The following is a 22,984-nucleotide window of genomic DNA, read 5'->3' on the forward strand; positions in this document are numbered from 1 at the left end:
GCGGGCCTTCACCGACGCCCGCCCACGCTGACGGACCGCCCTCTGGCCCGGTGCATCACGCCGCCTCCGGTGCCGGTGACGCGGGCCCCGACTCCCACCAGTCACCGCAGCATGCGCCGTCGCCCTCTTCGTCCCCGTCCCCCTCGCCATCACCGGATGCCGTGAGCAGTCCGGAGGCGAACGTCCCCTCCCCGTCGCCCGCACCGGGGAACGCACCGGGGAACGCACCGGAGGGATCGGACTCCTCCCACTCGCCGTCGCAGCACGACAACGGCAACAGCTCCAACGGGAGCGGCGGCCGGGTCGGTATGCCCTCGGGCGCCATGCCTCATGCGGCCACCGCGCACGCCTCGCCCGCTTCCTCCTACGGCTCGCCCCAGCAGCACAGCGCCCACCCGGCGAACGACGACAGCGACGTCACCACGCACACGGACAGCGCGACCACCTTCGCGCCGCCTCCCACCGGTATGCCGCCCGCGTCTCAGACCGGCGGCGAGCCGTCCAATTCCTCGCCCGCTTCCGCTTCCACTGCGCCGCCCGGCGTTGCCATGGGCGGTGGCCCCGTGCCCGCCCCGAGTGCCCCCGCCGGCGCGCACGCTTCAGCAGGTGCTCCGCCCGCCTCCGCACCCCCGCGCTCCACACCGGCCGGCCACGGCGCCCCGCCCGCCCGGGACCCCCGCACCGCGCCCTACGGTGACCCACGCAGCACTCCCCCGCGCCAACGGCCCGGTGCTCCCGACCAGTCGTCGCGTCCCCGGCCCACGCCTCCGCGCGCCGAACCACCTCGTACCGAGCAGCCGCGCGGCAATGAGTCGTCCCCTCAGCAGCGGCAGACTCCACCACCGAGCAGGGGGCCGGAGCAGCACGGCCCCGACCAGAATGCTCCGGACCAGCGCACCCCCGATCCGCAGCACCCGCGGGGCGACGACACACCGCCCACGCCCGACCACGGCACGAAGACACCGGAGCCCGGCAAGCCCGAAGCCGACAAGCCCGAAGCCGACAAATCCGGTCCCGACTCCGAGCACCAGAACGACGCCCAGCCCCATGCCAACAAGCCGGAGGACACCCAGCCCGACGAGGGCAAGTCCGAGGACCAACAACCCGACAACGGCGACAGCGACAGCGACAGCGACAGCGACAGCGACAGCGACAGCAAGAACGACGCCCCCCAGGCCGACGATTCCGACTCCGGCGACAAGGACCCGTCCGACGCGGACCCCCACACGGCGTCGGACCCCGACACGGATTCAGATTCGGACTCGGACTCGGACTCCGACGCCGACCCGGAGCCGGAGCCGGAGCCGGACACAAACACGGACTCGGAATCGTCCTCTGACCCGGACTCGGACCCGGCCCCGGCCCCGGCCCCGGACTCATCATCAGAGTCGGACTCCGATCCCGACCCGCAGGACGACCGGCCCAGCCTCCAGGACGTACGAGACGGTATCCAGGAGGCACCTGGTGGCCTGTTGCCGCCCGACCCCGCGGATCAGCAGGCGCTCGAGGACGCCATCCCGCGGAATGACGACGGCACTCCCCAGCGCTTTCCCGATCCGTTCGGGGACTGGGCCCAGTTGCAGAACGACGGCGGTACGAATGTGCCCGGCCGTTCCAACAACTGTGCCGACTGCAGCCGTTCGTTCCTCGACACCTGGTACGGAAACCCGCAGGTCTCAGCGCCTCGCACCCCGGACCTCGATGCGGACGGGAACCCGGACCGCTGGTCACCCGAGACGGATGCCAACGAGAACATCATCGACTGGACAGGCGCGCCGCACTCCTACGCCGGCACCAGCCCCGACGGTCACGCCGCGATCGCCCAGGACCTCCTGAACGCCGGTCCGGGCTCGTCCGCGATCGTGCAGGTCAACTGGGACGGGGGCGGCGGCCATGCGTTCAACGCCGTCAACCACGACGGCCGCATCGTGTGGGTGGACACCCAGAGCGGCGAGGTGAGCGAGCAGCCCATCAACACCGACGGTGCCACGGATGTCTTCTACATCCCGCTGGACGCCGACCGTAATCCGCTCCATCCGGCTCAGGATCCGGCAGCCGACTCCGACTCGTCGGGCGATGCCGATTCCACCTCGGACCAGTCCGACGGCGACCACTCCACATCCGACCAGTCCGACGGCGACCAGTCCGACGGTGCCCAGTCGGCCGATTCACACCCGTCGGACGACTCCCACGACGGCCCGCCGACCGATGGCTCCACGTCCGAGCAGACAGAAGACACCCCGTCCGCCCCCTCCCCACAGCCGGACTCGACGCAGCCCGACTCGGCAGAGTCCAACCCGCCGCAGTCCGACCCGCCACAGGGCGACCACAACTCAAGCGACCACAGCACGCCGGACGCGAACGACTCCGCCACGCACCCGGCCGGCGACGCCCCTGGCCAGTCGTCGCCCGGGAACAGCGTGGATGCCGGTGACGCCGCGCCCCACGCGCCCGCGGACAGCAAGCCGGACTCCGGTCCCGACACGTCCTCCCCTGCGGACACCACAACTCCCGACCCGGACAGCTCACAGCCCACCCCGGACAACCCATCGCCCACCCCCGACAACTCACAACCCACCCCGGACAACCCGTCACCCACCCCGGACAACGGCCCGAACCAGGACCACTCGAAGCAGGACGGCCGCGAGCCCAACCCCAACCCCGGACCCGACCGTGGGCGCGGGCACGAGCAGTCCACCTCGCTCTCCTCGGATGCCCCTGCGGACGGTTCGCCCGGTGGACAGCCGCGGCCCGGTGGTCACGAGACCCCCACCGGTGCGAACAGCAGCTCCCGGAATCCTGGTGACACCCCGCCGCGCGACGGCGATCCCCAGAGCCACGAGCAGAACCGGCCCGCCCCTGCGCGGCCGGACACCACCACGGGCACGCCCGGCGGACGGCCCGACCAGACACGTGCCGACAGCCGTCCCAAACCACCGGCTCCCGACGCCCCCGCCGGGAAACGGAAGGCCAGCAATCCGCCGCCCACGGACGACCAGCCGTCCGGCTCGGGCACCGGGTCCTCCTCGGGGAGTGGAAGCAGCCACAAGAAGAAGCGGACCGAGCCGGACCACGACGGGCTCGCCGCGCTGAAGCTGGACGATTCGCCGTCGCCGAACCCCGACGACAAGCCGAACCCCGACGACGACGCGATGGACGTCGACGAGAAGCAGCCCTACTCCGACCCGCACGACCGCGGTGACAGCGACACCTCCGAGCAGGAACAGAAGGGGGATCGCACCCTCGACGCGGAGGCGGAGGGGTCCAAGGAGTACGGGATTCCGCCGGACAGGCTACAGAACGAACTCCGGCGGGACCGGGACGTACACCGCGTCCCGCTCGACAACGTCCATGACCATCTGGACAGTTGGGCCAAGGACGGGAGTCTGGCGCAGGTTCTGCGTGCCTCGACCGGTGATGCCCTCCCCACGTCGGGCGATGCCGGAAAGGGGCCGCGCGCCTTCACCCAGAGCGATCTGGAGCAGCGGCTGCCCGGATTCAAGGACCTCGAACGCGGGGAGCGGCTCGCGGTCGTTTCGTCCCTGGCCCGGCTCAGCGTGGGATTCCACGAGCAGCACGGCGTGGGCAAGAATCCCGAGAACGTCGACAAGCCGTACCGCAAGAAGGGCGAGGATGCGCCCAAGCCGGAGAGCAAGGACAGTGCGGCCAAGAACGCGGAGGAATCGCTCGGTGTGCGGGGGCACCGGAAGAGCAGCGACAAACTCCTCAACAGCCTGAAGCTCGGCACCGTTCCGCCCAGCCTGACGAACAACAGTCCGGACCTCACGGACCGCAACTACGCGGTGTTGGAGGTCGAGGGCCCGCCGCCCGGCCGCGAGACGCATTACGTCACCGACTCCTCGGTGCCGGTGGGTGAGAAATATGTGTCGGGCCGGCATTCGGAGAAGCATCTCGCCGACTGGCTGAAGCGGGTCAATCAGGGCGACACAAAATACACGCCACAGGCCGTCTACACGGAGCGTGAGCCCTGCGGAATGGGACAGGGCCATGCGAAGTGTTCAACAGTGCTGCGGGAAAAGGCACTCGACGACTCAAAGGTCTACTACAGCACGACCTATCGCACCGACCCGGCCGATGTCGCGGCAAAGAAGAAGCTCGACACGGCGAAGACCGCGGAGAAGAAGCAGGTCGACAGTATGGCCGCGGCCGACGTGCAGCAGAACATCGCCGACCGCATCAACGCGCGTACGGACAAATCCGCCGACCGCGCCGCCAAGGAAATCGCGGCGGCCCAGAATCTCAGCGAGGCGGACGCGCGCAAGGAACTGAAGAAGCTCATCGAGCGCGATTACAGCAAGCGGAAGGAAAGCTCGACCACGGAGGAGAAGCAGGCCATGGTCCGGGAAATGGACCGGCACATCGACCACCTGGACACGACCTGGCGGAAGATCCAGCCGAGCCTGATGTGATCCGGTCGGACCGCTCCCCGCTGCCGCCGCCCGCACCAGGGCGGCGGCACCGGCCCCCGTCCGGCCCTCAGATGTCCAGTGCGCCCCGGAACCGGCCGTGTCCGACGTCCGGGCTGGTCACCGCGAGCCAGCCGTGGCCCACCCTGTCGAGCACCTCGACGGTCGTCGGCTGGATGGAGATGCAGGAGGCCACCTCCTCCGGGTCACGGACACCTTCGGCGTACTCCTCGGCCTCTTCGGGGTCGTACAGTTCGTCGTCCTCGTCCTGCATCAGATCCCGCTCGAACTCCATGGGTTCGCCGACCCATTCGGGATCGCCGTAGGTGCGGTGGCCGCGCTTGTCCTGCCCGTTCTCCGCGACCCACCACACCCGCGCGCCGTTGTACTCGTCCACGGCGTAGAAGTGCGCCTCCCGGCACTGCGCGCTGAGCTTTTCCACGGCTTGGGCCCAGTAGTCGTTGAGATAGTCGGCGCCGTAGACGAGCCGCCAGCCGTCGAATTCCGGGGTGATGAACACGCGGTATTCGGTGGAGGAGGTGCCGTCACCGGAACGGTGCTCGAGCGAATTCTCGTGGTGGACGGCGGCGGACACCCCCAGGGCCGTCGTGACGGGGCGTGCGTCGTGCAGCTCCAACGCCCGCACGATGTCCTTCACTTCCGCCCGTGGCACCGCTATCCAGGTCTCCGCCGGAAGGTCGCCGGGGCTTTCGTCCAGCAGCTTGACCCGTACGAGCCGCTCGACGGCTGCCCGGTCGGCGGGGCCCAGGGCATCGCCGCCGCCGAGGCTCGCGAGCGCACGCAGGGCGGCAGGCCGCAGGCCTCCGGGGCCCTCACTACGGACCCTTCGCAAGGGCTCGATCGCCGTGGCACCGAGGTCTTGCAGACACGACTCCGCGGCCGATCGGCCGGTCCCTTCCTCGTCACCGAGCAGCGGCAGCAGGTGCTCCACGACCGGGGCGCCGAGGGCGACCAGCCGGTCCCTCGCCGCTCTTCGCTCGGCCCGGTCCACGGCTGCCAGTTGACGTGCCAGTGCGGCGATGTCCTCACTCATGGAAATGACCCTAACCGAGCCGGTACCTGACTCCGCCGGGGCTGCTTGTGGAGTACGGTCAGGGACAATCGCCGGGCCGGCTGCTCACGATGGAATCGATGGACGCAGCGCCATGACTCAGCACATCCGTCTGATGACAGACGCTTTGCTGTGAGACGAAGGAGTTCCCATGACTTCGGACAACTCTCCGACAGATCGGCAGAATGTGCCCACGAATCCCGACGAGGCGCTGGAAGCGGTTCGCCGGCAATTCGGCCGGCCCCAGTCCTTCGACGGCACCCCCGCGCCCCTGCATGTCCAGGAATTCGACCTGGGATATCTGGTGTACGCGACGTACGCCAAGCCCGTCGACCGGAACGGCCGGCCGGTGCCCGCGCCGCCCGGAGGCAGCAGTTTCGTGGTGGCGAAGGACAGCGGCGCGATCTCGACCGTCCCCAACTATCCGCCGGACCAGGCCATCGCGCTCTACCGTAAGCAGCTCCGGCGCGCGGACACCCCGGAGGCATAGCCCCGCGGCAGAAACTGCCCTCGGAATCCACGGTGGTCGCCCGGGTGTGTGCTCGACACCCACCGCGGTCACGGGTTCGACGAGACGCTTTACGCACATGGACGCAGCAGGGCGCGGAAGCCTGTGACGTGCGCCGCGGCGCACCACGCTCCCCCTCGAAGGCCCCTCAAAAGCCCCTTGAGAGCGCTTGAAAGCCCCTTGGAATCGCAAGGCCGGAAGCCGTCCTCGGGGTTACGTGATATATGTACCGGGGCCGTCGGACTCGACGGCCCCGGTAGCGACCCGCCCGCACGCACAGGCGTGACCGGCGCGTCGCCATGACTTCGGTCGGCATCCCCGAAGCTACAGCAGCATCCCGGAATTTCCCCTTGTGCCCGGTCAGGTACCGGCGCTCAGTGCTGCGGAAAAACTCGTCGCGGCACGGCCTTTTCCGTGAATCCCGGATATGCCTATGTTTCCCCAGGGATCGCCGTACCCGGACCACTGCCGACCGGACCCCTCAGCATCCTGGACGACAGCACCTTGGAGGACAGCACCTTGCACCGCAGCGCCATGCCTTCCGCGCACACCCCGAGCTCCACAGATTCCACGAACTCCATGGATTCCACGAATTCCGCCGCTTTCCCGCGCCAATTCGCCCGCAGTCGTCGCTTCTCCCTCGGCGTGCCCAGGCATTTCACCGTCTCCCCCGACGGCAGCCGGGTGCTCTTCGTCCGAACGGTCTCGGGCACCGATCCCGTCGGCCGTCTGTGGCAGTACGAGGACGGCGCGGAACGGCTGGTGGCGGATCCGGCCCTCCTGGTGGGAGCCGGTACCGGGCCGGTCCCCGAGGAGGAGCGGCTGCTCCGGGAGCGGGCCCGTGAGCGGTCCGTGGGCGTGGTGTCCTACGCGACGGACGACACCGCCCGTGTGGTGGCGTTCGCACTGTCCGGAGCGCTGTGGGCGGTGCGTACCGACGGCGGCGTGCCGTTCTCCGTCCCCGCGGCCGGTCCGGTGGTCGACCCCCGCCCCTCCCCCGACGGCCGGCACATCGCCTATGTGAGCCGCCGCTCTTTCCACGTCGTCGACCTGACCGGCGCCGACCGTCAACTGGCGCGCGCCGAGGGCCCGGAGGTCTCCTACGGACTCGCCGAATATGTGGCCGCCGAGTCCATGCACCGGCTGCGCGGCTACTGGTGGGCGCCGGACAGCCGCCACGTCCTGGTGGCCCGGGTCGACACCAGCCCGGTGGAACGGCGCTACGTCAGCGATCCGGCCGACCCGACGAAGCCGCCGCAGGCGATCCCGTACCCGGCGGCCGGCACCCCCAATGCGGAGGTCACCGTGCAGCTCCTCTCCTTGGAGGGGGAACGGGTCGACGTGGACTGGGACCGCAAGACGTACGAGTATCTCGTGGACGCCGGCTGGGATGCGCACGGCCCGTTTCTCGCCGTACAAAGCCGTGACCAGCGCATAGTCCGTACGCTCTCGGTCGATCCGGCGACCGGGGCCACCGAGGTGCTGCATGAGCGGACCGATCCCGCATGGGTGCAGCTCATCGACGGCACCCCGGCCCGTACGGCATCGGGGGCCCTGGTGCTCCCCGAGGACGCCGGCGACACCCGGTATCTGACCGTGGGCGGCCGACGGGTCACCCCGGAGGGGCTTCAGCTGTGCGCGGTCCTCGGGGTCGAGGGCGAGCGGGTGCTGTTCACCGCGAGCGAGGACCCATTGGAGACCCATGTGTGGTGCCATGAGCCCGGCCACGGCAGCCGTCGGCTGAGCCGGGGCCCCGGCAGGTACAGCGGCGTGGGGCGGGGCGGCACTGTTGTCCTGGCGGGGGTGACGCCGCGGGGCAACGAAGTGGGCGTGCTGCGGGGAACGGAACCGGGCACGGGCGCAGACACAGGCACAGGCACGGGATCGGCCGGGGAAGCGGGGCCGGCCGGGGAGGTGCCGTACGAGACCCTCGCGTCGCTCGCCGAGGAGCCTTCGGTCACCCCGCGACCGCTCCACCTCACTCTCGGCGAGCGGCAGTTGCATGGCGCGCTCTTCCTGCCCTCATGGCACAGGGAGGGCGCCGGGAAGCTGCCGGTGCTCCTCGACCCTTATGGGGGCCCGGCCATGCAGCTCGTGGGACGGGCCCGGGGGTGGTTCACCTGTGTGTCGCAGTGGTTCGCCGAGCAGGGCTTCGCGGTGCTGGTGGTGGACGGGCGCGGAACATCGAATCGGGGCCCGGCCTGGGAGAAGACCATTCACGGTGACCAGCTCACGCCCGCGCTGGAGGACCAGGTGGACGCGCTGCGGGCGGCCGGGGCGCGCTTCGGTGATCTGGACCTGACACGGGTGGCGATCCGTGGCTGGTCGTTCGGCGGGTTCCTGGCAGCGGCCGCGGTGCTGCACCATCCCGACATCTTCCACGCCGCGGTCGCCGGCGCCCCGCCCACCGACCAGCGGCTGTACGACACCCACTGGAAGGAGCGGTTCCTGGGCCACCCGGAGGAGCAGCCGGAGAACTACGTGCGCTCCTCCCTCACCGGCCACGGCCATCTGCTGCGCCGTCCGCTGCTGCTGGTCCACGGGCTCGCGGACGACAATGTGGCGGCCGCGCACACCCTGCGTTTCTCGGCCGAGCTGCTCGCGGCGGGCAAACCGCACAGCGTGCTCCCGCTGCCCGGCGCCACGCATCTGCCGGCCGGCGACGCGGTCAACGAGCAGCTGCTGCACTTCCAGCGGGACTTCCTGCTGGACGCGCTGGAGAGGCGCGTCGACGGGGACTGAAAAGGCTGAGGGGGCTGAGGGGGCTGAGGGGCCCTGGTGGTTCACCCTGGCGTTTCGGGGCTCGGCGGCCCCCTCGCCCGTTCCCCTCGCGCCTGTTCGCCTCGCGCCCATTCCCCTCGCCCGTTCCCCTGCGGCGGCTCACTTGCGGCGGTTCGTCCGGGCGGTTCGCCGTCGGCTTTTTCGCTCCGGTGAAAGGAACGCGCACGGGTTGAACACGCGGGGCCGTCCCGCCGTATGCACCCTGTGCAACGTCCTTGAGCACAACGCGCACCGAAGGCACCACCAAGAACCGGAGGCACACCATGGCTCGACAGGCAGCGTCGGAGCGGACGGAGACCGAAGCGGTGACGGAGGAGACCGGCCAGGCGGCGGGGCGCGGGGCGGCGCGGCGGACCGTCGTCGCGGCGGTCGGCGCGGCCGGGCTGACGGCGGCGCTCGCGGCCTGTGGCGGCAGCACGGCGGACGCGGGGAGCGGCGCTTCCAAGGTTGAGGGCGGCGATCAGGCCGATGGTTCAGGGGCGAGCGGTGGGGGCGACGGCGCCGCCGGCGGGGGTGGGGGCGGGGGCACCATCCTCGCCAAGACCTCGGAGATCCCCAAGGGCGGCGGCAAGATCTTCAAAGCCGACAAGGTCGTCGTCACCCAGCCGCAGGACGGCGACATCAAGGCGTTCTCCGCGATCTGCACCCACGCGGGATGCGTCGTCGGCGAGGTCACCGGCGGCACCATCAACTGCATGTGTCACGGCAGCAAGTTCGACATCACCGATGGCAGCGTGAAGAAGGGCCCCGCCACCAAGGGGCTGGCGCCCGCCAAGGTGAACGTGAAGGGCGGCTCGGTCACCCTGGGCTGAGGGAACGGGCCGTCCCCGGCGGCCCGCCCCCGGTCGGCCCCGGCCGGGGGCCGGGCTGGAAGGACATGGAAGCCTTCCTTGCGGGAAACTTTCCCACGCTCCCCTTCCGTTCGCATGGGGATGACTCCGGCTGCGGCCAGGGCGGGCTTCCACACATCTGGGTTGAACATATTGCGCGGATGGCACGGCCGAATGTTGTAGTGAGGATGAGGCGGAATGCCTTCCTTTACCGCTCAGGTTCAGGGACGCCCCACGTCAACTCACCCTCTACGGCCGGGTACACCGCGAAATTCTCGGCCAACGCGGAGGCAACCGGCGAACGGTCCTGCGGCGATCCCTCGCCGGGCACGGGTCGACCGGTCGGCGGCAAGGGCCCGGGGCTGCTCGAAGGCCACCCCGGGAACGGGGCGTGCGGACGCTACCGTCCGGTGTAGGTGAACTCGTCGGCCGGGCTGGTGGGAGAGGTGGCCTTGCCGACCGTCACGGTGACGTTCACCGTCTGGTGGTCGTCGAGCTGACCGGGCGCGGTTGCGGTGAGCTGGCCGGTGGAGACGAACGTGACCGAATCGGATGCCTTGTCCTTGAAGTGCACGGTGGCGCCATCGGCGAAGCCCGAGCCGCTGATGGTGACCGGGGTGCCGACCTTTCCGCTGGTCGGGCTGACCGCACTGACCACCACAGGTGCGGGTCCGCCATAGGCGTACTGCCCCATCGCGACGGCCGGGGAGGTGCCGAGGGTGTTGGTGACGCGGACGTGGACGACGCCGTTTCCGTTGGGGGCCTTAGCGGTGATCCTGGTGCCGGAGGCGTCGATAACGCGCTCGGTGCAGGCGAAGTGGCCGAAGTCGACCATACTGTCCGGACTGAAACCGCTGCCGTTGATGGTCACCGTGGCGCGTGGTGCGCCGAAGGTGGGGGTCACGTCGGTCACCACCGGCCCGGAAGGGACGGCAGGCGCCCCCACCAGGTCCAGGTAGGTGGAGTTGGCGTGCTGGAAGGCGACCTGGCCGAGGAAGTCCTGGGTGGTCTTGTTGACCAGGTTCTTGGCGAGGCTCGTGTATCCGGTGTTCATCGGGCTGAGCGTGCCGGGCTGGACGTAGACGTTGCCCTTGGTGCGCTTGGAGATCGCCCCGATGAGCAGCTTCACTTCTTCGGTCGCCTGCGGTCCCGGGCTCGGGTACCAGCCGGCGGCGGTGTCGAGATCGGCCCACGCGTGCGGTACCAGGTCGTAGGCGTTGTTCTGGCGCTCGTCGATGACCCACGGCACGGAGTCGAAGTAGTCGACGAAGCTCTGCGTGCCGGCGGTGGGAGCGGCATAGGTGATCACTGCGAACTTCGGCTGTTTCGTCCAGGTCTGTGCCTGTAGGTACGGCGCGAGCATGGTGGCGATGCAACCGCCCAGGCTGTGACCGGTCAGATAGACGGTCGGCTGCGGCGAGGAGGGCGCCGACTTGAGCGCGACGGAGAGCGCCTGATTGAGCGTGGCGTTCGGGGAGGGTGAGGCGATCGAGCGGGCGTTGACAAGCCGTTTGAACGCATCCATCGCCCCCTTGGAAACGGCGATGGGCTTCGGCGATCCGCTTTCGGGGAACGGGACGACTGTGCCGACATCGAGGTCCTCGAGGATGTCGGCCAGATCGGCGTCCGTGCCGCGAGCGACCACGGCGAACTCGTTCGAGCCGTTGGTGCTCCGCGCGATGTAGGCCATATTGGCGTTGGCCTCGCTCAGGGCGAGCCACACCAGCTGCCACGTGCCCTGCGTCGCAAGGCTGGGATCGCTCAGCTGCGCGTCGATGCCGGTGATGATTCGTTTGGTCTGTTGCTCCAGGGTTTCCCCGGACGGACGCGGGGTGGCCCCGGTGGCTGCAAGGGCAGCCAGGGTCATGGTCACCTGGGCGATTGTCGGATCGGGTGCCATCGTCGTTCCTGCTCCTCGGATGTTTTGCCGGTGCGGAGGCGGGACGGCCTTTCGGCAGCATCAGGGCAGGTCTGTGCCGAACCGACCGTCAGATCGGATCGCGCACCATCAGACCTCCCCTCTGCGTTGTCCGGTGCTTTTCCTGCCTTCAGGTTGACCAGGTTCACCTTGTTGGCCGTTCGTCATACGCGTGTGCGGTACGCCGAGCCAGGTGCGCAGCACGGTCGCCAGAGCTGCGGTGTCCGGGGGCAGGCCCGGGGCGGCGGCCCAGGCGACGATGCCGTCGGGGCGGATGAACGCGGCCGGCAGATCGCCGCGGTCGGCAGGGGCGGCCGCCACGGTCGGCAGGCGGTCCCGCCATCCGGCCGAGGCGGCGTCTCAAAGACTGCTACCGAATCCACAGCCATGCCCCGGCCCGAGCTGCCCGCCACTGGATCCACCCATCGCGCTCGGGCCGAGACCGCACTCACCGGCATCGCCGCCGCCTCGTTGATCACGGGCGCAGGAGCCCTCCTCATGGGCCGCCGGCTGAGGCGCCCCACGTCCTGACGGCGCCCCAGGACGGTGCCCCCTCCTGCGCCGCCGACGACCGTAAGGGCGTCCGGTCGTGAACGACAGGACACCGGCGCATGGGACGCCCCTAGGTGTACTCGGCCAAGAGGTTGGTGACCCGCGGCGCCCCTTTGAGGGCCGAGTGAGCCTTCGCCACCCAGGGAGCCGGCCAGTCAAGGAGCTGGCGCCCGCAAAGGTGAACGTGGAGGGCGGCTCGGTCACCCTCGGCTGAGGGAACGGGCGTCCCCCGGCCGCCCGCCCCCGCCCGGGTCAGCGGCCACGGCGCGGTCGTCTCCAGCTGGTCAGAAGGTCATCGGTGGTGGTGACGGTGGCGACCAGAGCGAGGGTGTTGCGGACCATCGCGGGGGTGTAGTCGGATGGCACCCCTGCGATGGCGTCCGCGGGCACCACGGCCGTGTAACCGAGATTGACCGCGTCGAACACCGCGTTGGGGATCGCCACATTCGCCGACACCCCGGTGACGACGAGCGTCCGGCACCCGAAGTTGCGCAGCAGCGCGTCCACGTCGGTGCCGGCGATCGGCGAGAGGCCGTGCAGTCTGCGCACCACCAGATCGTCCCCGGAGACGGGTATCGGATCGGCGATGCGCACCGCGGTGGATCCCGTGAGCTGCTGAACGGGCAGCCGCTCGGCCGCCTTGAAGAGGCGGGCGTTGTGGCTGGCGCCGCGGCCGTCGGGACGGCGTTCGGCCACGGCATGCAGCACCTGGACGCCGGCTTCATGGGCGGCCGCCACCAGCCGGGCGACATTCGCCAGCGCCCCCGACTTACGGGCCGCGTCGGCAAGTTCGGGCAGTGCACTGTCCGGACCGACCACACCGCGCTGGCACTCGACGGTGAGCAGCACCGTCGACGCCGGGTCCAGTTGCTCGACGATCCGTGCGGCGCCCGAAGACATCGCATCCCCCTCTGGCGGTCTCGCTTCCCTGCCGGACGTGCTTACCTGCCGGACCTGATGCCCGGCCTGGGCTGATTTTCTGCCGGACCTGATGTACCGGCCTGTCCGAGCCGGGCGAGAGTACCGGGCATTGCGCACACCAGGAAGAGCCCTCATGATTTCTGACACCCAGTCAGGTAAAGGTAAAGGTCGGTGTCAGGCAAGCGGGTCAGTGCCCCACGAGCGGGGGCACACGGCGGAGGGCGATGACGGATGGCCGACACACAGCGGCGCGGGCGCCGGATCATGATGACGCAGGGCGAGCTCGACGCGTTCCTCGCGGCGCAGCGCACCTGCCGGGTGGCGACGGTCGGCGGCGACGGCGCCCCGCACGTCGGGGCACTGTGGTTCGTCTGGGACGGCACGGCGCTGTGGCTGTATTCGATCACCCACAGCAAGCGGTGGGCCCAGTTGCGCAAGGACCCCCGGATCGCGGTGGTCATCGACGACGGGCACGCATACGACGAGCTGCGCGGGGCCGAGCTGACGGGCCACGCGGACTTCGTCGGCGAGGCTCCGCGCACCGGCGAGCCGTGCCCCGCGCTCGACGCCCCGGAGCGGCAGTTCGCGGAGAAGTACTTCGGAATGTCCCGGATGCCGCACGACGGCCGCCATGCGTGGCTGCGTCTGACGCCGGAGTCGGTCGCGTCGTGGGACTTCCGCAAGATCCCGGGGTGAGGGTCGGGGCAAGCAAGCGGGGCGATGTGGGGGCGGGTGCGAGGGGGCAGGTATGGGGTCGATCACCGCGGGCGGAGCGGATCGGTCCCCCGGATGTGATCGCGTTGTCGGTGGTCTCTGCGAGAGTGGTGTGGGTCAGCCCGCTCGGCACCGGCAGGTGCGCGAGCGGGACGGCCCGGCCGCGACGGGCCGGGCTCCGACGAGGACGAAGGAGATCCGGTGAACGTGCTTTTCCCCGCGCTGCGCGACGCTTCGCCCGCACCCGCGCTGCGCTTCGGCGACCGTGGTCTCAGCTATCGCCAATTGGCGTCGGTGGCGGGTGCGCTCGCCGAGCGGATCGCCGGTCAGAGCCGTATCGCCGTCTGGGCGACGCCGACGCTGGAGACCTCGGTCGGTGTGGTGGCCGCGCTGCTCGCCGGTGTGGCCGTGGTCCCGGTGAATCCGAAGATCGGCGAGAGCGAGCTGGCGCACATCGTGACGGACAGCGCCCCGTCCCTCGTCCTGGCCGAGCCGGGCGCCGAGCTGCCGGACCCGCTCGCCGCACTGTCCCGGCTCGACATCGAGGCCGCGGAGCCGCCCGAGGACGCCGAGCCGGCTCCGCTTCCGTACGAACCGGGCGACGAGGCTCCGGCCCTGATCGTCTACACCTCCGGTACGACCGGGCCGCCCAAGGGCGTTGTCCTCCCCCGGCGCGCCGTTGCGCACACCCTCGACGCCCTGGAGGACGCCTGGCAGTGGACCGCCGACGACGTCCTCGTCCACGCCCTGCCGCTCTTCCATGTCCACGGCCTGATCCTCGGCATCCTCGGACCGCTGCGCCGCGGCGGCAGCGTCCACCACCTGGGGCGCTTCAGCACCGACGCGGTGGCCCGGGAGCTGTCCGCGGACGGCACGATGCTGTTCGGCGTACCGACGATGTACCACCGCCTGGCCGCCGAGGCCGGCGATGACCCCACGCTCGCCAAGGCGCTCTCCCGTGCCCGGCTGCTGGTCTCCGGTTCGGCCGCGCTGCCGCTGACCGATCATGAGCGGATCGCTGCGGCATCCGGCCGACGGGTGATCGAGCGCTACGGCATGACGGAAACGCTCATGAACACCAGCGTGCGGGCGGACGGCCCGGATGCCGTGGGCACGGTGGGGGTGCCGCTGCCGGGGGTCTACGTCCGGCTGGTCGACGACGCGGGCCAGGCCATCGAGGCGCACGACGGCGAGACGGTCGGCGAGATCCAGGTCCGCGGCCCGAACCTCTTCGTCGAGTACCTCAACCGCCCCGATGCCACCGCCGCCGCCTTCGACGGGGGCTGGTTCCGCACCGGCGACATGGCGGTCAGGGACGCCGCCGGGAACTACCGCATCGTGGGCCGCAAGGCCACCGACCTGATCAAAAGCGGCGGTTACAAGATCGGCGCGGGTGAGATCGAGAATGCGCTGCTGGCCCACCCCGGGGTCGCCGAGGCGGCCGTCACCGGCGCTCCGGACGAAGACCTCGGCGAGCGGATCGTCGCGTGGATCGTGGCCGAGACCGGGCCGGACGCCGGCCCGCCGCCGACCGGCCAGGAGCTCGCCGATCATGTCGCCCGCCAGCTCGCGCCGCACAAACGCCCCCGCACCGTGCACTTCCTGGACGCCCTGCCGCGCAATGACATGGGCAAGATCCTGAAGCGTGAGCTCCGTGCGTAACGACGGAGGCGGCGCGGCAGGGAACGTTGCCGGCAACGGAGCCGGGGGCGGGCGCCACGGCGGGGACGACGGCCGGGGCGCGGCCCACGAGGGCACGGCCGACAACCGGACTCCCGCCTCGCCCGCCTCGCCGATGCCGTGCGCCCGGCTGACGGCCCGTCAAGCCATCGCGGCCGTGGCGGATACGTACACCGAGACGCCCGTTCCCGACGGTCATCGCACATCGGCCGCGGCATCCTCCGCACCGGACGGCCCGCTCGGCTGGCGCGGCTACGACGACGCGCGGGCCCGCGCCCGTTCCCGGACCGGCGAGGACGAGTCGGTGGTCACAGCCCTGGCCACGATAGGCGGCAGGGAAACGGTCGTGCTCTCCTTCGAGTTCCGCTATCTGGGCGGCTCCCTCGGTGAGCGCACCGGCGACCGTCTGGAGGCCGCCTACACCCTGGCCCGCGAGCGCGGTCTGCCGGTCGTCTCGCTGATCGCCACGGGCGGCAGCCGGATGCAGGAAGGGATGCGCGCGCTGACCCAACTCCAGCGGGTGGCACGGCAGTCGGCGCTGAACCGTGCCGCGGGGCTGCCGCAGATCGCCGTGCTGCGCGACCCCACGACCGGCGGGGGCTGGGCCACCCTCGGCGCGGGCGCCGATGTCATCCTCGCGCTCCCGGGAGCACAGATCGGCTTCGCGGGCTCGCGGGTGCGGCCCCCCGACGCCGATCCCCACGCCTACTCCGCCGAGGGGCAGCTCGCCTCGGGCCACATCGACGCCGTCGTCCCGCCCGACCGGCTGCGCGCCACGCTCCAGCGCTGGCTGCAACTGCTGTGCCCGCCGACGGAGTACCGCACTCACGCCGTGGAGCCGGCGCCCCCGCCGGCTGCGCTGGGGGCGCCCGAGCTGCCGGAGACCGGCTGGGATGCGGTGGTGCGGGCCCGTGAGGCAGCACGGCCGCGCGCCGAGGCGTATCTGCGCGCGTACTTCGACGACCGGGAAGAGATCAGCGGCGACCGCTGTGGCGGTATCGACCCCGGCATACGGTGCGGATTCGGGCATCGTGACGGGCGCACGATCGCCTTCGCCGCCCAGTGCGGCACGGCCACCCGCCCGGCCGGTTTCCGCACCGCCGCCCGGCTCGTCCGGCTCGCCGGCCGGCTGGGCATCCCGGTCCTCACCCTCGTGGACACCCCGGGCGCCGCCAACGACGCGGCGGCCGAGCAGGCCGGCGCCGGCGCGGCCATCGCCGATGCCTTCGCCGCGCTCGCCACTGCCCAGGTGCCCGTGACCTCCCTGCTCATCGGCGAAGGCGGCTCGGGCGGCGCGCTGGCCCTGGCCGCACCGGACCGGCTCTGGGCCACACCGGACAGCTACTTCTCCGTGATCGCCCCGGAGCTGGCCGCGGCCATCCTCAAACGCGGCGAAGCACAGATCCACGACACCGCCGACCAACTCCGCATCCGCCCACAGGACTTGCGGGAACTGGGCGTCATCCGCGGGATCGTCCCACCGACCTGAGGCGGGCCGGGAGCACCGGCCTCAGCTGCTCTCCACACCCTTCCCGGCCACGCGGAGCGCCCCCACGGCGGCACGGATCGAGGGCCTGCGGTCGGCATCCGCGCGCCAGATGGCATAGACATGACGGCGCATCGTATGGCGTACGGGCACCACGCTCACCCCCTCCGGCACCGGCCCGCGGCCGAGGCGCGGAGCCACCGCGACCCCCAGCCCGGCCGCGATCAGGGCGAGCTGAGTCCCGTGCTCCTCCGCCATGTGGGCGACGCGCGGCTCAATGCCCTTGCTGCGCAGCGTGAACATCAGCCATTCATTGCAGAACTCCCCCTGCGGCCAGGAGATCCACTCCTCGTCCGCGAATTCCTCCAGCTCCACGGACCGCCGTCGGGCCAGCGGATGGGTGGACGGCATCGCCACATCGGCCGGGTCGTCCAGGAGCGGCGCCTTCGCCAGCCCTTCGGGCAACGACAGCGGCCGGTTGTACCAGTCCAGGACGACGGCCAGATCGATATCACCGCGCACCACGCCACGTACCGACTCGTCCGGTTCCATCTCCGTCAGCCGCGCCCGGAGCTGTGGGTGCTCGGCACGGAGAGCCACCAGCGCGGCCGGGAAGAGCCCGCGCGCAGCGGTGGGAAACGCGCCCAGCCGCAGCTCACCCACCGCCTGGCCGCGATGCGCTTCCAGCTCGGCCTGGGCCAGCTCGACCTGGGAGAGGATGCGCGTCGCATGGTCGGCGAGCAGCCGTCCGGCGTCGGTCAGCCGCACCCCGCGGCCGTTCTTGGCCAGTAGCTGCTGTCCGGTCTCCCGCTCGAGCTTGGCGATCTGCTGGGAGACGGCAGAGGTCGTCACATGCAGTCCGTCGGCGGCGGCGCTCACGGAGCCGTGCCGGGCGACCGCACTCAGCGTCCGCAGGCGATCAAGGTTCAACATATAAGCAATGCTAAGTGATACCCGCCACGAATTCTCGCTTGTGCTTCAAAGTTGTACGCCGCATCGTGGACGGCATGAGCACCGCCACCGGCGCACCCACCGCCTCATCCGACACCACGAACTCCCCGGCCACGACTGGCCTCCCCACTTCCGACGAGCACACCGCGGCAGCCTCGACCGCCGCGCCCCGGACCGCGGCGACGCCCCCGAAGGCCACCGGCCGGGCCCACCGCTGGCCGATCCGCTTCGCCGCCCTCTCCCTCGTCTGGGGTTTCAGCTTTCTCTTCATCAAGGTGGGCACCCAGGGCTTCGCCCCGCTCCAGGTCACCTTGGGCCGGGTGGCGTTCGGTGCGCTGGTGCTGCTGGCCATGCTCGTGATCAAGCGTGAGCGGCTCCCCCGCTCGCCCCGCACCTGGGCCCACCTCACCGTCGCCGCGTTCCTCCTCAATGCGCTGCCGTTTTCCCTCTTCGCCTACGCCGAGCTGACCATCCCCTCCACGCTGGCCGGCATCTGCAATGCCACCTCCCCGCTGTGGGGGATGGCGCTGTCGGTCGTCGCACTCTCCGAGGACCGCCCCAGCCGGCGCCGGGTCGCGGGCCTCGGCATCGGGTTCCTGGGCGTGCTCACCGTGCTCGGTGCCTGGCAGGGCTTTTCCGGCACGGATCTCACGGGCACCGCGATGGCCCTGGGCGCCTCGCTCTGCTACGCCATCGGCTGGATCTACGTCCGCCGCACCCTGGCGGGCAGCCGGCACTCCCACCTGTCCATGTCCAGCACCCAGCTGCTGCTGGCCACCGCCCAACTGGCCGTCGTGACGCCGCTGTTCACCACCGCACCGGCCGACTACCCGGTCATCCCGCTGCTCGCCGTCTTCGCACTCGGCGCCCTGGGCACCGGCTTCGCCTTCCTCCTCCAGTACGGCCTGGTCGCCGAGGTCGGCCCCACCACCGCCCAGATGGTCACGTACTTCATCCCCGTGATCGCCACCACGGCCGGAGTGGCCCTTCTGCACGAACAGCTGAGCTGGAACACTCCGGTCGGCGCCCTCATCGTCCTGGCCGGCGCCGCCCTCACCCAGAGCAGGCCCCGCCCGAGCAGCCCGTCGCTCCCCCGGCCGGGCACGACCACAGACTGACGGCACCCAAGCACACAACGCACCGAGGACCCTGGCCACTTACCGGCGCCGGGGCCCTTGCGCGCAGGCACAGCACCACCCGCCGACCGGCCGTGACCACCATCAGAGGTCCCGTCGGCCCGTCGGCCCGAACGCCTCCCACCCCTCACTCGTACCGCCGCACCTCCCCCACCCCGGTGGCCGCGGCCACGGCGTCCGCGACCGGGGTGATGTCGCCATCGGCGAGGGCGGAGACCGTGATGCGGATGCCCGGTGGTGACTGGAGGCGGAAGCGTGCGCCAGGGGCCACCGCCCAGCCGGAGTGCAGGAGCCGGGCCACCGCACCGGTCTCGTCCGGGACCGGCACCCACACGTTCATACCGCTGCGGCCCCGCGCGCGGACTCCGCGCTCCGCCAGCGCCCGTATCAGGGCATCGCGCCGCCGGCCGTACGCCTCGGCCACCGCCTTCGGGTCGACCGCGGACGTCCGCCACAGGTGGAGGACCGTGTCCTGGAGCAGATGGCTGATCCAGCCCGGCCCGAGGCCCTGACGGCCCCGCACCCGGTCGATGGTCAGCGCATCGCCGGTGAGCACCGCCAGGCGCAGATCCGGGCCGTACGCCTTGGCCGTCGAGCGGACCAGGACCCAGTGGTCGGTGACGCCGGAGAGCGGATGGAGCGGGAGGTCGACGATGCCGTGGCCGTGGTCGTCCTCGATGAGGAGGGTGCCGGGGTGCGCGGCCAGGAGGGTGCGGAGTTCGGTGGCGCGGGCGCGGCTTACGGCAGCTCCGGTGGGGTTCTGCGCCCGGTCCGTGATGACGACGGCACGGGCGCCGTCCTGGAGCGCGCGCGCCAACTGCTCCGGCAGCGGGCCCTCGTCGTCCACGCCGACGGCAGCGGGGCGCAGTCCGAGCGCCGGAATGAGATCCAGCAGGCTGCCCCACCCCGGGTCCTCCACCGCCACGGTGTCGCCGGGCCGCAGATGGGCGGCCAGCACCCGCTCCATGGCGTCCAGTGAGCCGCTGGTGACGGCGACCGGGCCCACCGGCACACCATCGTCGGCGAACGCCGCGCGGGCGAGGGCCGCGAGGTCGTCGTCCACGGCAGGCGTGCCGTAGAGCACGGGGCGCCGCACGCTGCGCGCCGCGGCCGCCGCCAGCGCCCGCTCCAGCGGGGGCAGCAGGGACGGATCGGGGTTTCCGTCGGAGGCGTCACGGACGCCCGGCGGCACCTCCACCCGCAGGGCCTCGCGCGGCGTGCTCGCGGGGCGGGGACGGACCCGGCTGCCGCGCCGGCCCGCGGTTTCGATCACTCCGCGGTCGCGGAGCGTGCGGTACGCGGCCGCGACCGTATTCGGATTCACCTCCAGATAGACAGCCAACTCCCTCAGCGGCGGCAGGACTTCGCCCGGCTGGAGCTCGCCCGCACCGACGGCTCGCTCGACACTGGCGGCAATCTCCGATGCGCGCCGCCCTTGGATCCGATACTCTCCTAGCACAAACATGATTATGCACTAGTGCAATGGAGTTGGCAATGGCACGATCCGAGGCGTACGAACCGACCGCACGCACGACCCCCACCCGCGCCCGCGAACGCGCCGCATACGACCACGAGACGGTGCACGCCATCCTCGACGCGGGCTACGTCTGCCATCTGGGCTTCGTCCGCGACAGCTCCCCCGTCGTCCTGCCGACGCTCTACGGCCGCGTCGGCGACCGCCTCTATCTGCACGGTTCGACCGGTTCCCGCCCGTTGCGGATGACCGGTGCCGCGCCGGACCCCGGCCTGGAGGTCTGCGTCACGGTCACCCACGTCGACGGCCTCGTCCTGGCCAGGTCCGCGTTCCACCACTCCATCAACTACCGCAGCGTCGTGGTGCACGGCACGGCGTATCAGGTGACGGACGAGGAGGAGAAGAAGGCCGCTCTCGACGCGCTGGTCGACCATGTCCTGCCCGGACGCGCCGCGGACTCCCGCCCCGGCAACGCCAAGGAGCTGGCCGCCACCGCCGTCATCCGGCTCGACCTGCGCGATGTCTCCGCCAAGCTCCGCACCGGCGGCCCCAACGACGAGCCGGAGGACCTCGCGCTGCCGTACTGGAGCGGTGTCCTGCCCGTCGCACCGGTGTACGGCGCCCCCATACCGTCCGACGATCTCGCGCCCGGCACGCCCGAGCCGGCGTACCTCTCCGCCCGCTGAGGAGCCCGCGTGCTGATCCATCCCTGGGACGCCCCCACCGACGACGCCGAGTGGCAACAGTGGCTCACGACACATGACTTTGGCCAGCTGGCCGCCAACGGGCCGCCCGGCGAACCGCCCATGCTGCAACCGCTGCACTTCGCCTACGACCCGTCCCGGCGCGAGGCCGTCACCCACCTGGCCCGCCCCCACCCCCTCTGGGGCGCGCTGGAGGAACGGCCGACGGTGCTGCTGAGCGTGGTGGACGACTACACCTTCATCCCCGGCCCCTGGCAGGCGGCCGAGGACCAGCCGCCCGAGCACGGCGTCCCGACCAGCTTCTATGCCGCGGTCCAGCTGACCTGCACCGCCCATGTCGTGGACGACCCGGAGGCGAAGGCGGCACTGCTGCAACGGCAGCTGGGCCACTTCCAGCCGGACGGCGGCTCGGCTCCGGTCGCCGCGGATGCGCCTCCGTACGGACGGCTGCTCTCGGGCATCCGCGGGCTGCGCCTCGAAGTGCGGGAGGTCCGCGCCAAGTTCAAGTACGGAGGCAAGCGGAGCGAGGCGGTCCAGCACCGCATCTCGGAACGCCTCACCGAACGGGACGGCCCCGGGGACGCGGCGGCCCGCACCCACCAGCAGCGCCGCCTGGCGACCGGCGGCACCGCCACGGAGGCGCCCCGCTCCTGAACGGCACCCCTGCCCCGCCCCTCACGGCCGGTCGCCGGCCGGGCGTGAGCCGAGGCCGGCACCCGGCCGGCACACCACCGGCCGGGCACCCGTCCTCAGCTCACGCCGGCGCCGCGGACCGCGCGGCGGTCACGGCTCCGCGCGCCTCCGTCACCGCCAACGCGGCCACGGCCGACAGCAGCACGCCGGTGCCGATCACCGTCGCCATCGTGAGCCGCTCCCCGAGGAACAGCACCGCGATCACCGCGGCCGATACCGGCTCGATCAGCGAGATCACGGACGCGGTCGCGGCGCGGACGGCGGCCAGGCCCGCGAAGTACAGCCCGTAGGCCAGCGCCGTGGGCACGGCCGCGACGTAGCCCAGCAGCAGGAGACTGCGTCCCAGGTCGTGCGCCTGGGGCCACAGCCCCTCCACCGCCGCGAGCGGCAGCAGACCCAGCGCACCGACGGCGAACGCGCCGATCGTGGAGGCGTACGGATCGCTGCCGCCGCCCTTGCCCAGCCGCCGGGTGGCCAGCGTCATCGCGGCACAGCCGGCCGCGGACAGCAGGGCAAATCCCAGGCCGGCCGGGCGGACCGTGGCGCCGCCGCCGCCGAGGACCAGCACCGCCAGCCCCGCCAGCGCCCCGGCGACGGCCAGCACCCCGCCCCCGCCGAGCCGTTCCCCCATCGTCACGCGTGCCCCGATGGCGATGAGGACGGGGCCCGCCCCCATGGTGACGACGGTGCCCACGGCCAGACCGGTGGCCTCGACGGCGGCGAAGTAGGCGGCCTGGAAGACGGCAAGGGCGGTACCGGTCACCACGACCCGGGCCATCCGCCGGCGCAGCGGCTCGTTCGGGGCGGGGACGACGGCGGTGCCGGAGCGGCGGCGCATCAGCGCCCGTACGGCGAGCAGCAGGACCAGGCCGCCGAAGGTGCGCCAGAAGGTGAGGGCGAGCGGCCCCAGTCCACTGCCGCGGTAGAGGAGGGCGGCGGCCGCACCCGCAGTGCCCCAGGCGGTCGCGGCGAACGTGACGTAGAGCAGCCCCCGGCCCACGGGCAGGGCGGAGGAAGGAGTGGCATGCATGAGAGAGGTGCTCCGGGAAATCCAGGACGGCGCGGGGCGCCGTGGAGTGGTCGCGTGGTCCCGTGTGCAGGCAGCGACGAACGGCTCGGGAACCTGCCCGAACCGGG

At 71.5% G+C, this 22,984-nt stretch carries 17 protein-coding genes and 1 pseudogene; 10 read left to right on the forward strand and 8 right to left on the reverse strand.

What is annotated here, in order from left to right:
- Positions 1-55: 55 nt before the first annotated feature.
- The gene (locus IF67_RS0108460; RefSeq protein ID WP_030983692.1) at positions 56-325 is read right to left on the reverse strand and encodes a hypothetical protein; all 270 of its coding nucleotides are present in this window, start codon (positions 323-325) and stop codon (positions 56-58) included.
- Here IF67_RS0108460 and IF67_RS0108465 point away from each other — a divergent pair.
- The gene (locus IF67_RS0108465; protein ID WP_158713060.1) at positions 324-4,430 is read left to right on the forward strand and encodes a toxin glutamine deamidase domain-containing protein; all 4,107 of its coding nucleotides are present in this window, start codon (positions 324-326) and stop codon (positions 4,428-4,430) included. The genes IF67_RS0108460 and IF67_RS0108465 overlap by 2 nt on opposite strands.
- Positions 4,431-4,497: 67 nt before the next feature.
- Here IF67_RS0108465 and IF67_RS0108470 read toward each other — a convergent pair whose 3' ends face one another.
- The gene (locus tag IF67_RS0108470; protein ID WP_030983695.1) at positions 4,498-5,481 is read right to left on the reverse strand and encodes a hypothetical protein; all 984 of its coding nucleotides are present in this window, start codon (positions 5,479-5,481) and stop codon (positions 4,498-4,500) included.
- Between the two features lie 169 nt (positions 5,482-5,650).
- Between IF67_RS0108470 and IF67_RS0108475 the strand changes: the two genes are divergently transcribed.
- The 3 genes from IF67_RS0108475 (at position 5,651) to IF67_RS0108485 (ending at position 9,600) form a co-directional block, all read left to right on the forward strand.
- Positions 5,651-5,989: a hypothetical protein gene (locus tag IF67_RS0108475; RefSeq protein WP_030983697.1), complete on the forward strand. Its 339-nt coding sequence runs from the start codon at positions 5,651-5,653 to the stop codon at positions 5,987-5,989.
- Between the two features lie 597 nt (positions 5,990-6,586).
- Positions 6,587-8,749, forward strand: coding sequence for a prolyl oligopeptidase family serine peptidase (locus IF67_RS0108480; protein WP_037838992.1), 2,163 nt, complete (start codon positions 6,587-6,589; stop codon positions 8,747-8,749).
- Positions 8,750-9,051: 302 nt separating this feature from the next.
- Positions 9,052-9,600, forward strand: a complete 549-nt coding sequence (locus tag IF67_RS0108485) for a Rieske (2Fe-2S) protein (protein WP_078889335.1) — start codon at positions 9,052-9,054, stop codon at positions 9,598-9,600.
- 418 nt (positions 9,601-10,018) lie between these two features.
- Here IF67_RS0108485 and IF67_RS0108490 read toward each other — a convergent pair whose 3' ends face one another.
- The 3 genes and pseudogenes from IF67_RS0108490 to IF67_RS0108495 form a co-directional block, all read right to left on the reverse strand.
- Entirely contained in the window at positions 10,019-11,485 is a 1,467-nt protein-coding gene (locus IF67_RS0108490) for an IPT/TIG domain-containing protein (RefSeq protein WP_234341029.1), read from the reverse strand.
- A gap of 141 nt (positions 11,486-11,626) precedes the next feature.
- Positions 11,627-11,881: pseudogene (locus IF67_RS46180) on the reverse strand (hypothetical protein); the annotation flags it as partial.
- 459 nt (positions 11,882-12,340) lie between these two features.
- Positions 12,341-12,988, reverse strand: coding sequence for an isochorismatase family cysteine hydrolase (locus IF67_RS0108495; protein ID WP_030983703.1), 648 nt, complete (start codon positions 12,986-12,988; stop codon positions 12,341-12,343).
- 252 nt (positions 12,989-13,240) lie between these two features.
- Between IF67_RS0108495 and IF67_RS0108500 the strand changes: the two genes are divergently transcribed.
- From IF67_RS0108500 to IF67_RS0108510, 3 genes are all read left to right on the forward strand, one after another.
- Entirely contained in the window at positions 13,241-13,705 is a 465-nt protein-coding gene (locus IF67_RS0108500; RefSeq protein ID WP_030983704.1) for a pyridoxamine 5'-phosphate oxidase family protein, read from the forward strand.
- A 219-nt stretch (positions 13,706-13,924) separates the two neighbouring features.
- Positions 13,925-15,385 carry an acyl-CoA synthetase gene (locus IF67_RS0108505; protein WP_030983706.1) on the forward strand — a complete coding sequence of 487 codons (1,461 nt, stop codon included), beginning with the start codon at positions 13,925-13,927 and terminating at the stop codon, positions 15,383-15,385.
- 133 nt (positions 15,386-15,518) lie between these two features.
- Positions 15,519-16,892 (forward strand): carboxyl transferase domain-containing protein, encoded by a 1,374-nt coding sequence (locus IF67_RS0108510; protein ID WP_030983708.1) that lies wholly within the window; start codon positions 15,519-15,521, stop codon positions 16,890-16,892.
- Between the two features lie 21 nt (positions 16,893-16,913).
- On the opposite strand, the gene IF67_RS0108515 is transcribed toward IF67_RS0108510, so the two are convergent.
- On the reverse strand, positions 16,914-17,822 hold the full coding sequence (locus tag IF67_RS0108515) for a LysR family transcriptional regulator (protein ID WP_030084883.1): 909 nt from the start codon (positions 17,820-17,822) through the stop codon (positions 16,914-16,916).
- A gap of 74 nt (positions 17,823-17,896) precedes the next feature.
- Here IF67_RS0108515 and IF67_RS0108520 point away from each other — a divergent pair, with 74 nt between their 5' ends.
- Positions 17,897-18,958 carry a DMT family transporter gene (locus IF67_RS0108520; RefSeq protein ID WP_037839039.1) on the forward strand — a complete coding sequence of 354 codons (1,062 nt, stop codon included), beginning with the start codon at positions 17,897-17,899 and terminating at the stop codon, positions 18,956-18,958.
- 145 nt (positions 18,959-19,103) lie between these two features.
- Here IF67_RS0108520 and IF67_RS0108525 read toward each other — a convergent pair whose 3' ends face one another.
- Positions 19,104-20,435 carry an aminotransferase class I/II-fold pyridoxal phosphate-dependent enzyme gene (locus tag IF67_RS0108525; protein ID WP_078889345.1) on the reverse strand — a complete coding sequence of 444 codons (1,332 nt, stop codon included), beginning with the start codon at positions 20,433-20,435 and terminating at the stop codon, positions 19,104-19,106.
- 35 nt (positions 20,436-20,470) lie between these two features.
- On the opposite strand from IF67_RS0108525, the gene IF67_RS0108530 reads away from it, so the two are divergent.
- The gene (locus tag IF67_RS0108530; protein ID WP_030983713.1) at positions 20,471-21,136 is read left to right on the forward strand and encodes a pyridoxamine 5'-phosphate oxidase family protein; all 666 of its coding nucleotides are present in this window, start codon (positions 20,471-20,473) and stop codon (positions 21,134-21,136) included.
- Positions 21,137-21,145: 9 nt separating this feature from the next.
- The gene (locus IF67_RS0108535; RefSeq protein ID WP_030983714.1) at positions 21,146-21,808 is read left to right on the forward strand and encodes an FMN-binding negative transcriptional regulator; all 663 of its coding nucleotides are present in this window, start codon (positions 21,146-21,148) and stop codon (positions 21,806-21,808) included.
- A gap of 100 nt (positions 21,809-21,908) precedes the next feature.
- Here the strand turns inward: IF67_RS0108535 and IF67_RS0108540 are convergent, their stop codons facing one another.
- Positions 21,909-22,877: a DMT family transporter gene (locus IF67_RS0108540; RefSeq protein WP_030983715.1), complete on the reverse strand. Its 969-nt coding sequence runs from the start codon at positions 22,875-22,877 to the stop codon at positions 21,909-21,911.
- Positions 22,878-22,984: the final 107 nt, after the last annotated feature.

This window comes from Streptomyces sp. NRRL S-1813, assembly GCF_000719605.1.
Lineage (GTDB): Bacteria > Actinomycetota > Actinomycetes > Streptomycetales > Streptomycetaceae > Streptomyces > Streptomyces decoyicus.

Bases quoted from the DNA above. Each gene is read 5' to 3' on its own strand.
- IF67_RS0108485 (WP_078889335.1), top strand. From the start codon at position 9,052: ATGGCTCGACAGGCAGCGTCGGAGCGGACGGAGACCGAAGCGGTGACG.
- IF67_RS0108495 (WP_030983703.1), bottom strand. From the start codon at position 12,988: ATGTCTTCGGGCGCCGCACGGATCGTCGAGCAACTGGACCCGGCGTCG.
- IF67_RS0108465 (WP_158713060.1), top strand. From the start codon at position 324: ATGCCTCATGCGGCCACCGCGCACGCCTCGCCCGCTTCCTCCTACGGC.
- IF67_RS0108475 (WP_030983697.1), top strand. From the start codon at position 5,651: ATGACTTCGGACAACTCTCCGACAGATCGGCAGAATGTGCCCACGAAT.
- IF67_RS0108500 (WP_030983704.1), top strand. From the start codon at position 13,241: ATGGCCGACACACAGCGGCGCGGGCGCCGGATCATGATGACGCAGGGC.
- IF67_RS0108520 (WP_037839039.1), top strand. From the start codon at position 17,897: ATGAGCACCGCCACCGGCGCACCCACCGCCTCATCCGACACCACGAAC.
- IF67_RS0108510 (WP_030983708.1), top strand. From the start codon at position 15,519: ATGCCGTGCGCCCGGCTGACGGCCCGTCAAGCCATCGCGGCCGTGGCG.
- IF67_RS0108490 (WP_234341029.1), bottom strand. From the start codon at position 11,485: ATGACCCTGGCTGCCCTTGCAGCCACCGGGGCCACCCCGCGTCCGTCC.
- IF67_RS0108460 (WP_030983692.1), bottom strand. From the start codon at position 325: ATGGCGCCCGAGGGCATACCGACCCGGCCGCCGCTCCCGTTGGAGCTG.
- IF67_RS0108480 (WP_037838992.1), top strand. From the start codon at position 6,587: ATGGATTCCACGAATTCCGCCGCTTTCCCGCGCCAATTCGCCCGCAGT.
- IF67_RS0108540 (WP_030983715.1), bottom strand. From the start codon at position 22,877: ATGCATGCCACTCCTTCCTCCGCCCTGCCCGTGGGCCGGGGGCTGCTC.
- IF67_RS0108530 (WP_030983713.1), top strand. From the start codon at position 20,471: ATGGCACGATCCGAGGCGTACGAACCGACCGCACGCACGACCCCCACC.
- IF67_RS0108470 (WP_030983695.1), bottom strand. From the start codon at position 5,481: ATGAGTGAGGACATCGCCGCACTGGCACGTCAACTGGCAGCCGTGGAC.
- IF67_RS0108515 (WP_030084883.1), bottom strand. From the start codon at position 17,822: ATGTTGAACCTTGATCGCCTGCGGACGCTGAGTGCGGTCGCCCGGCAC.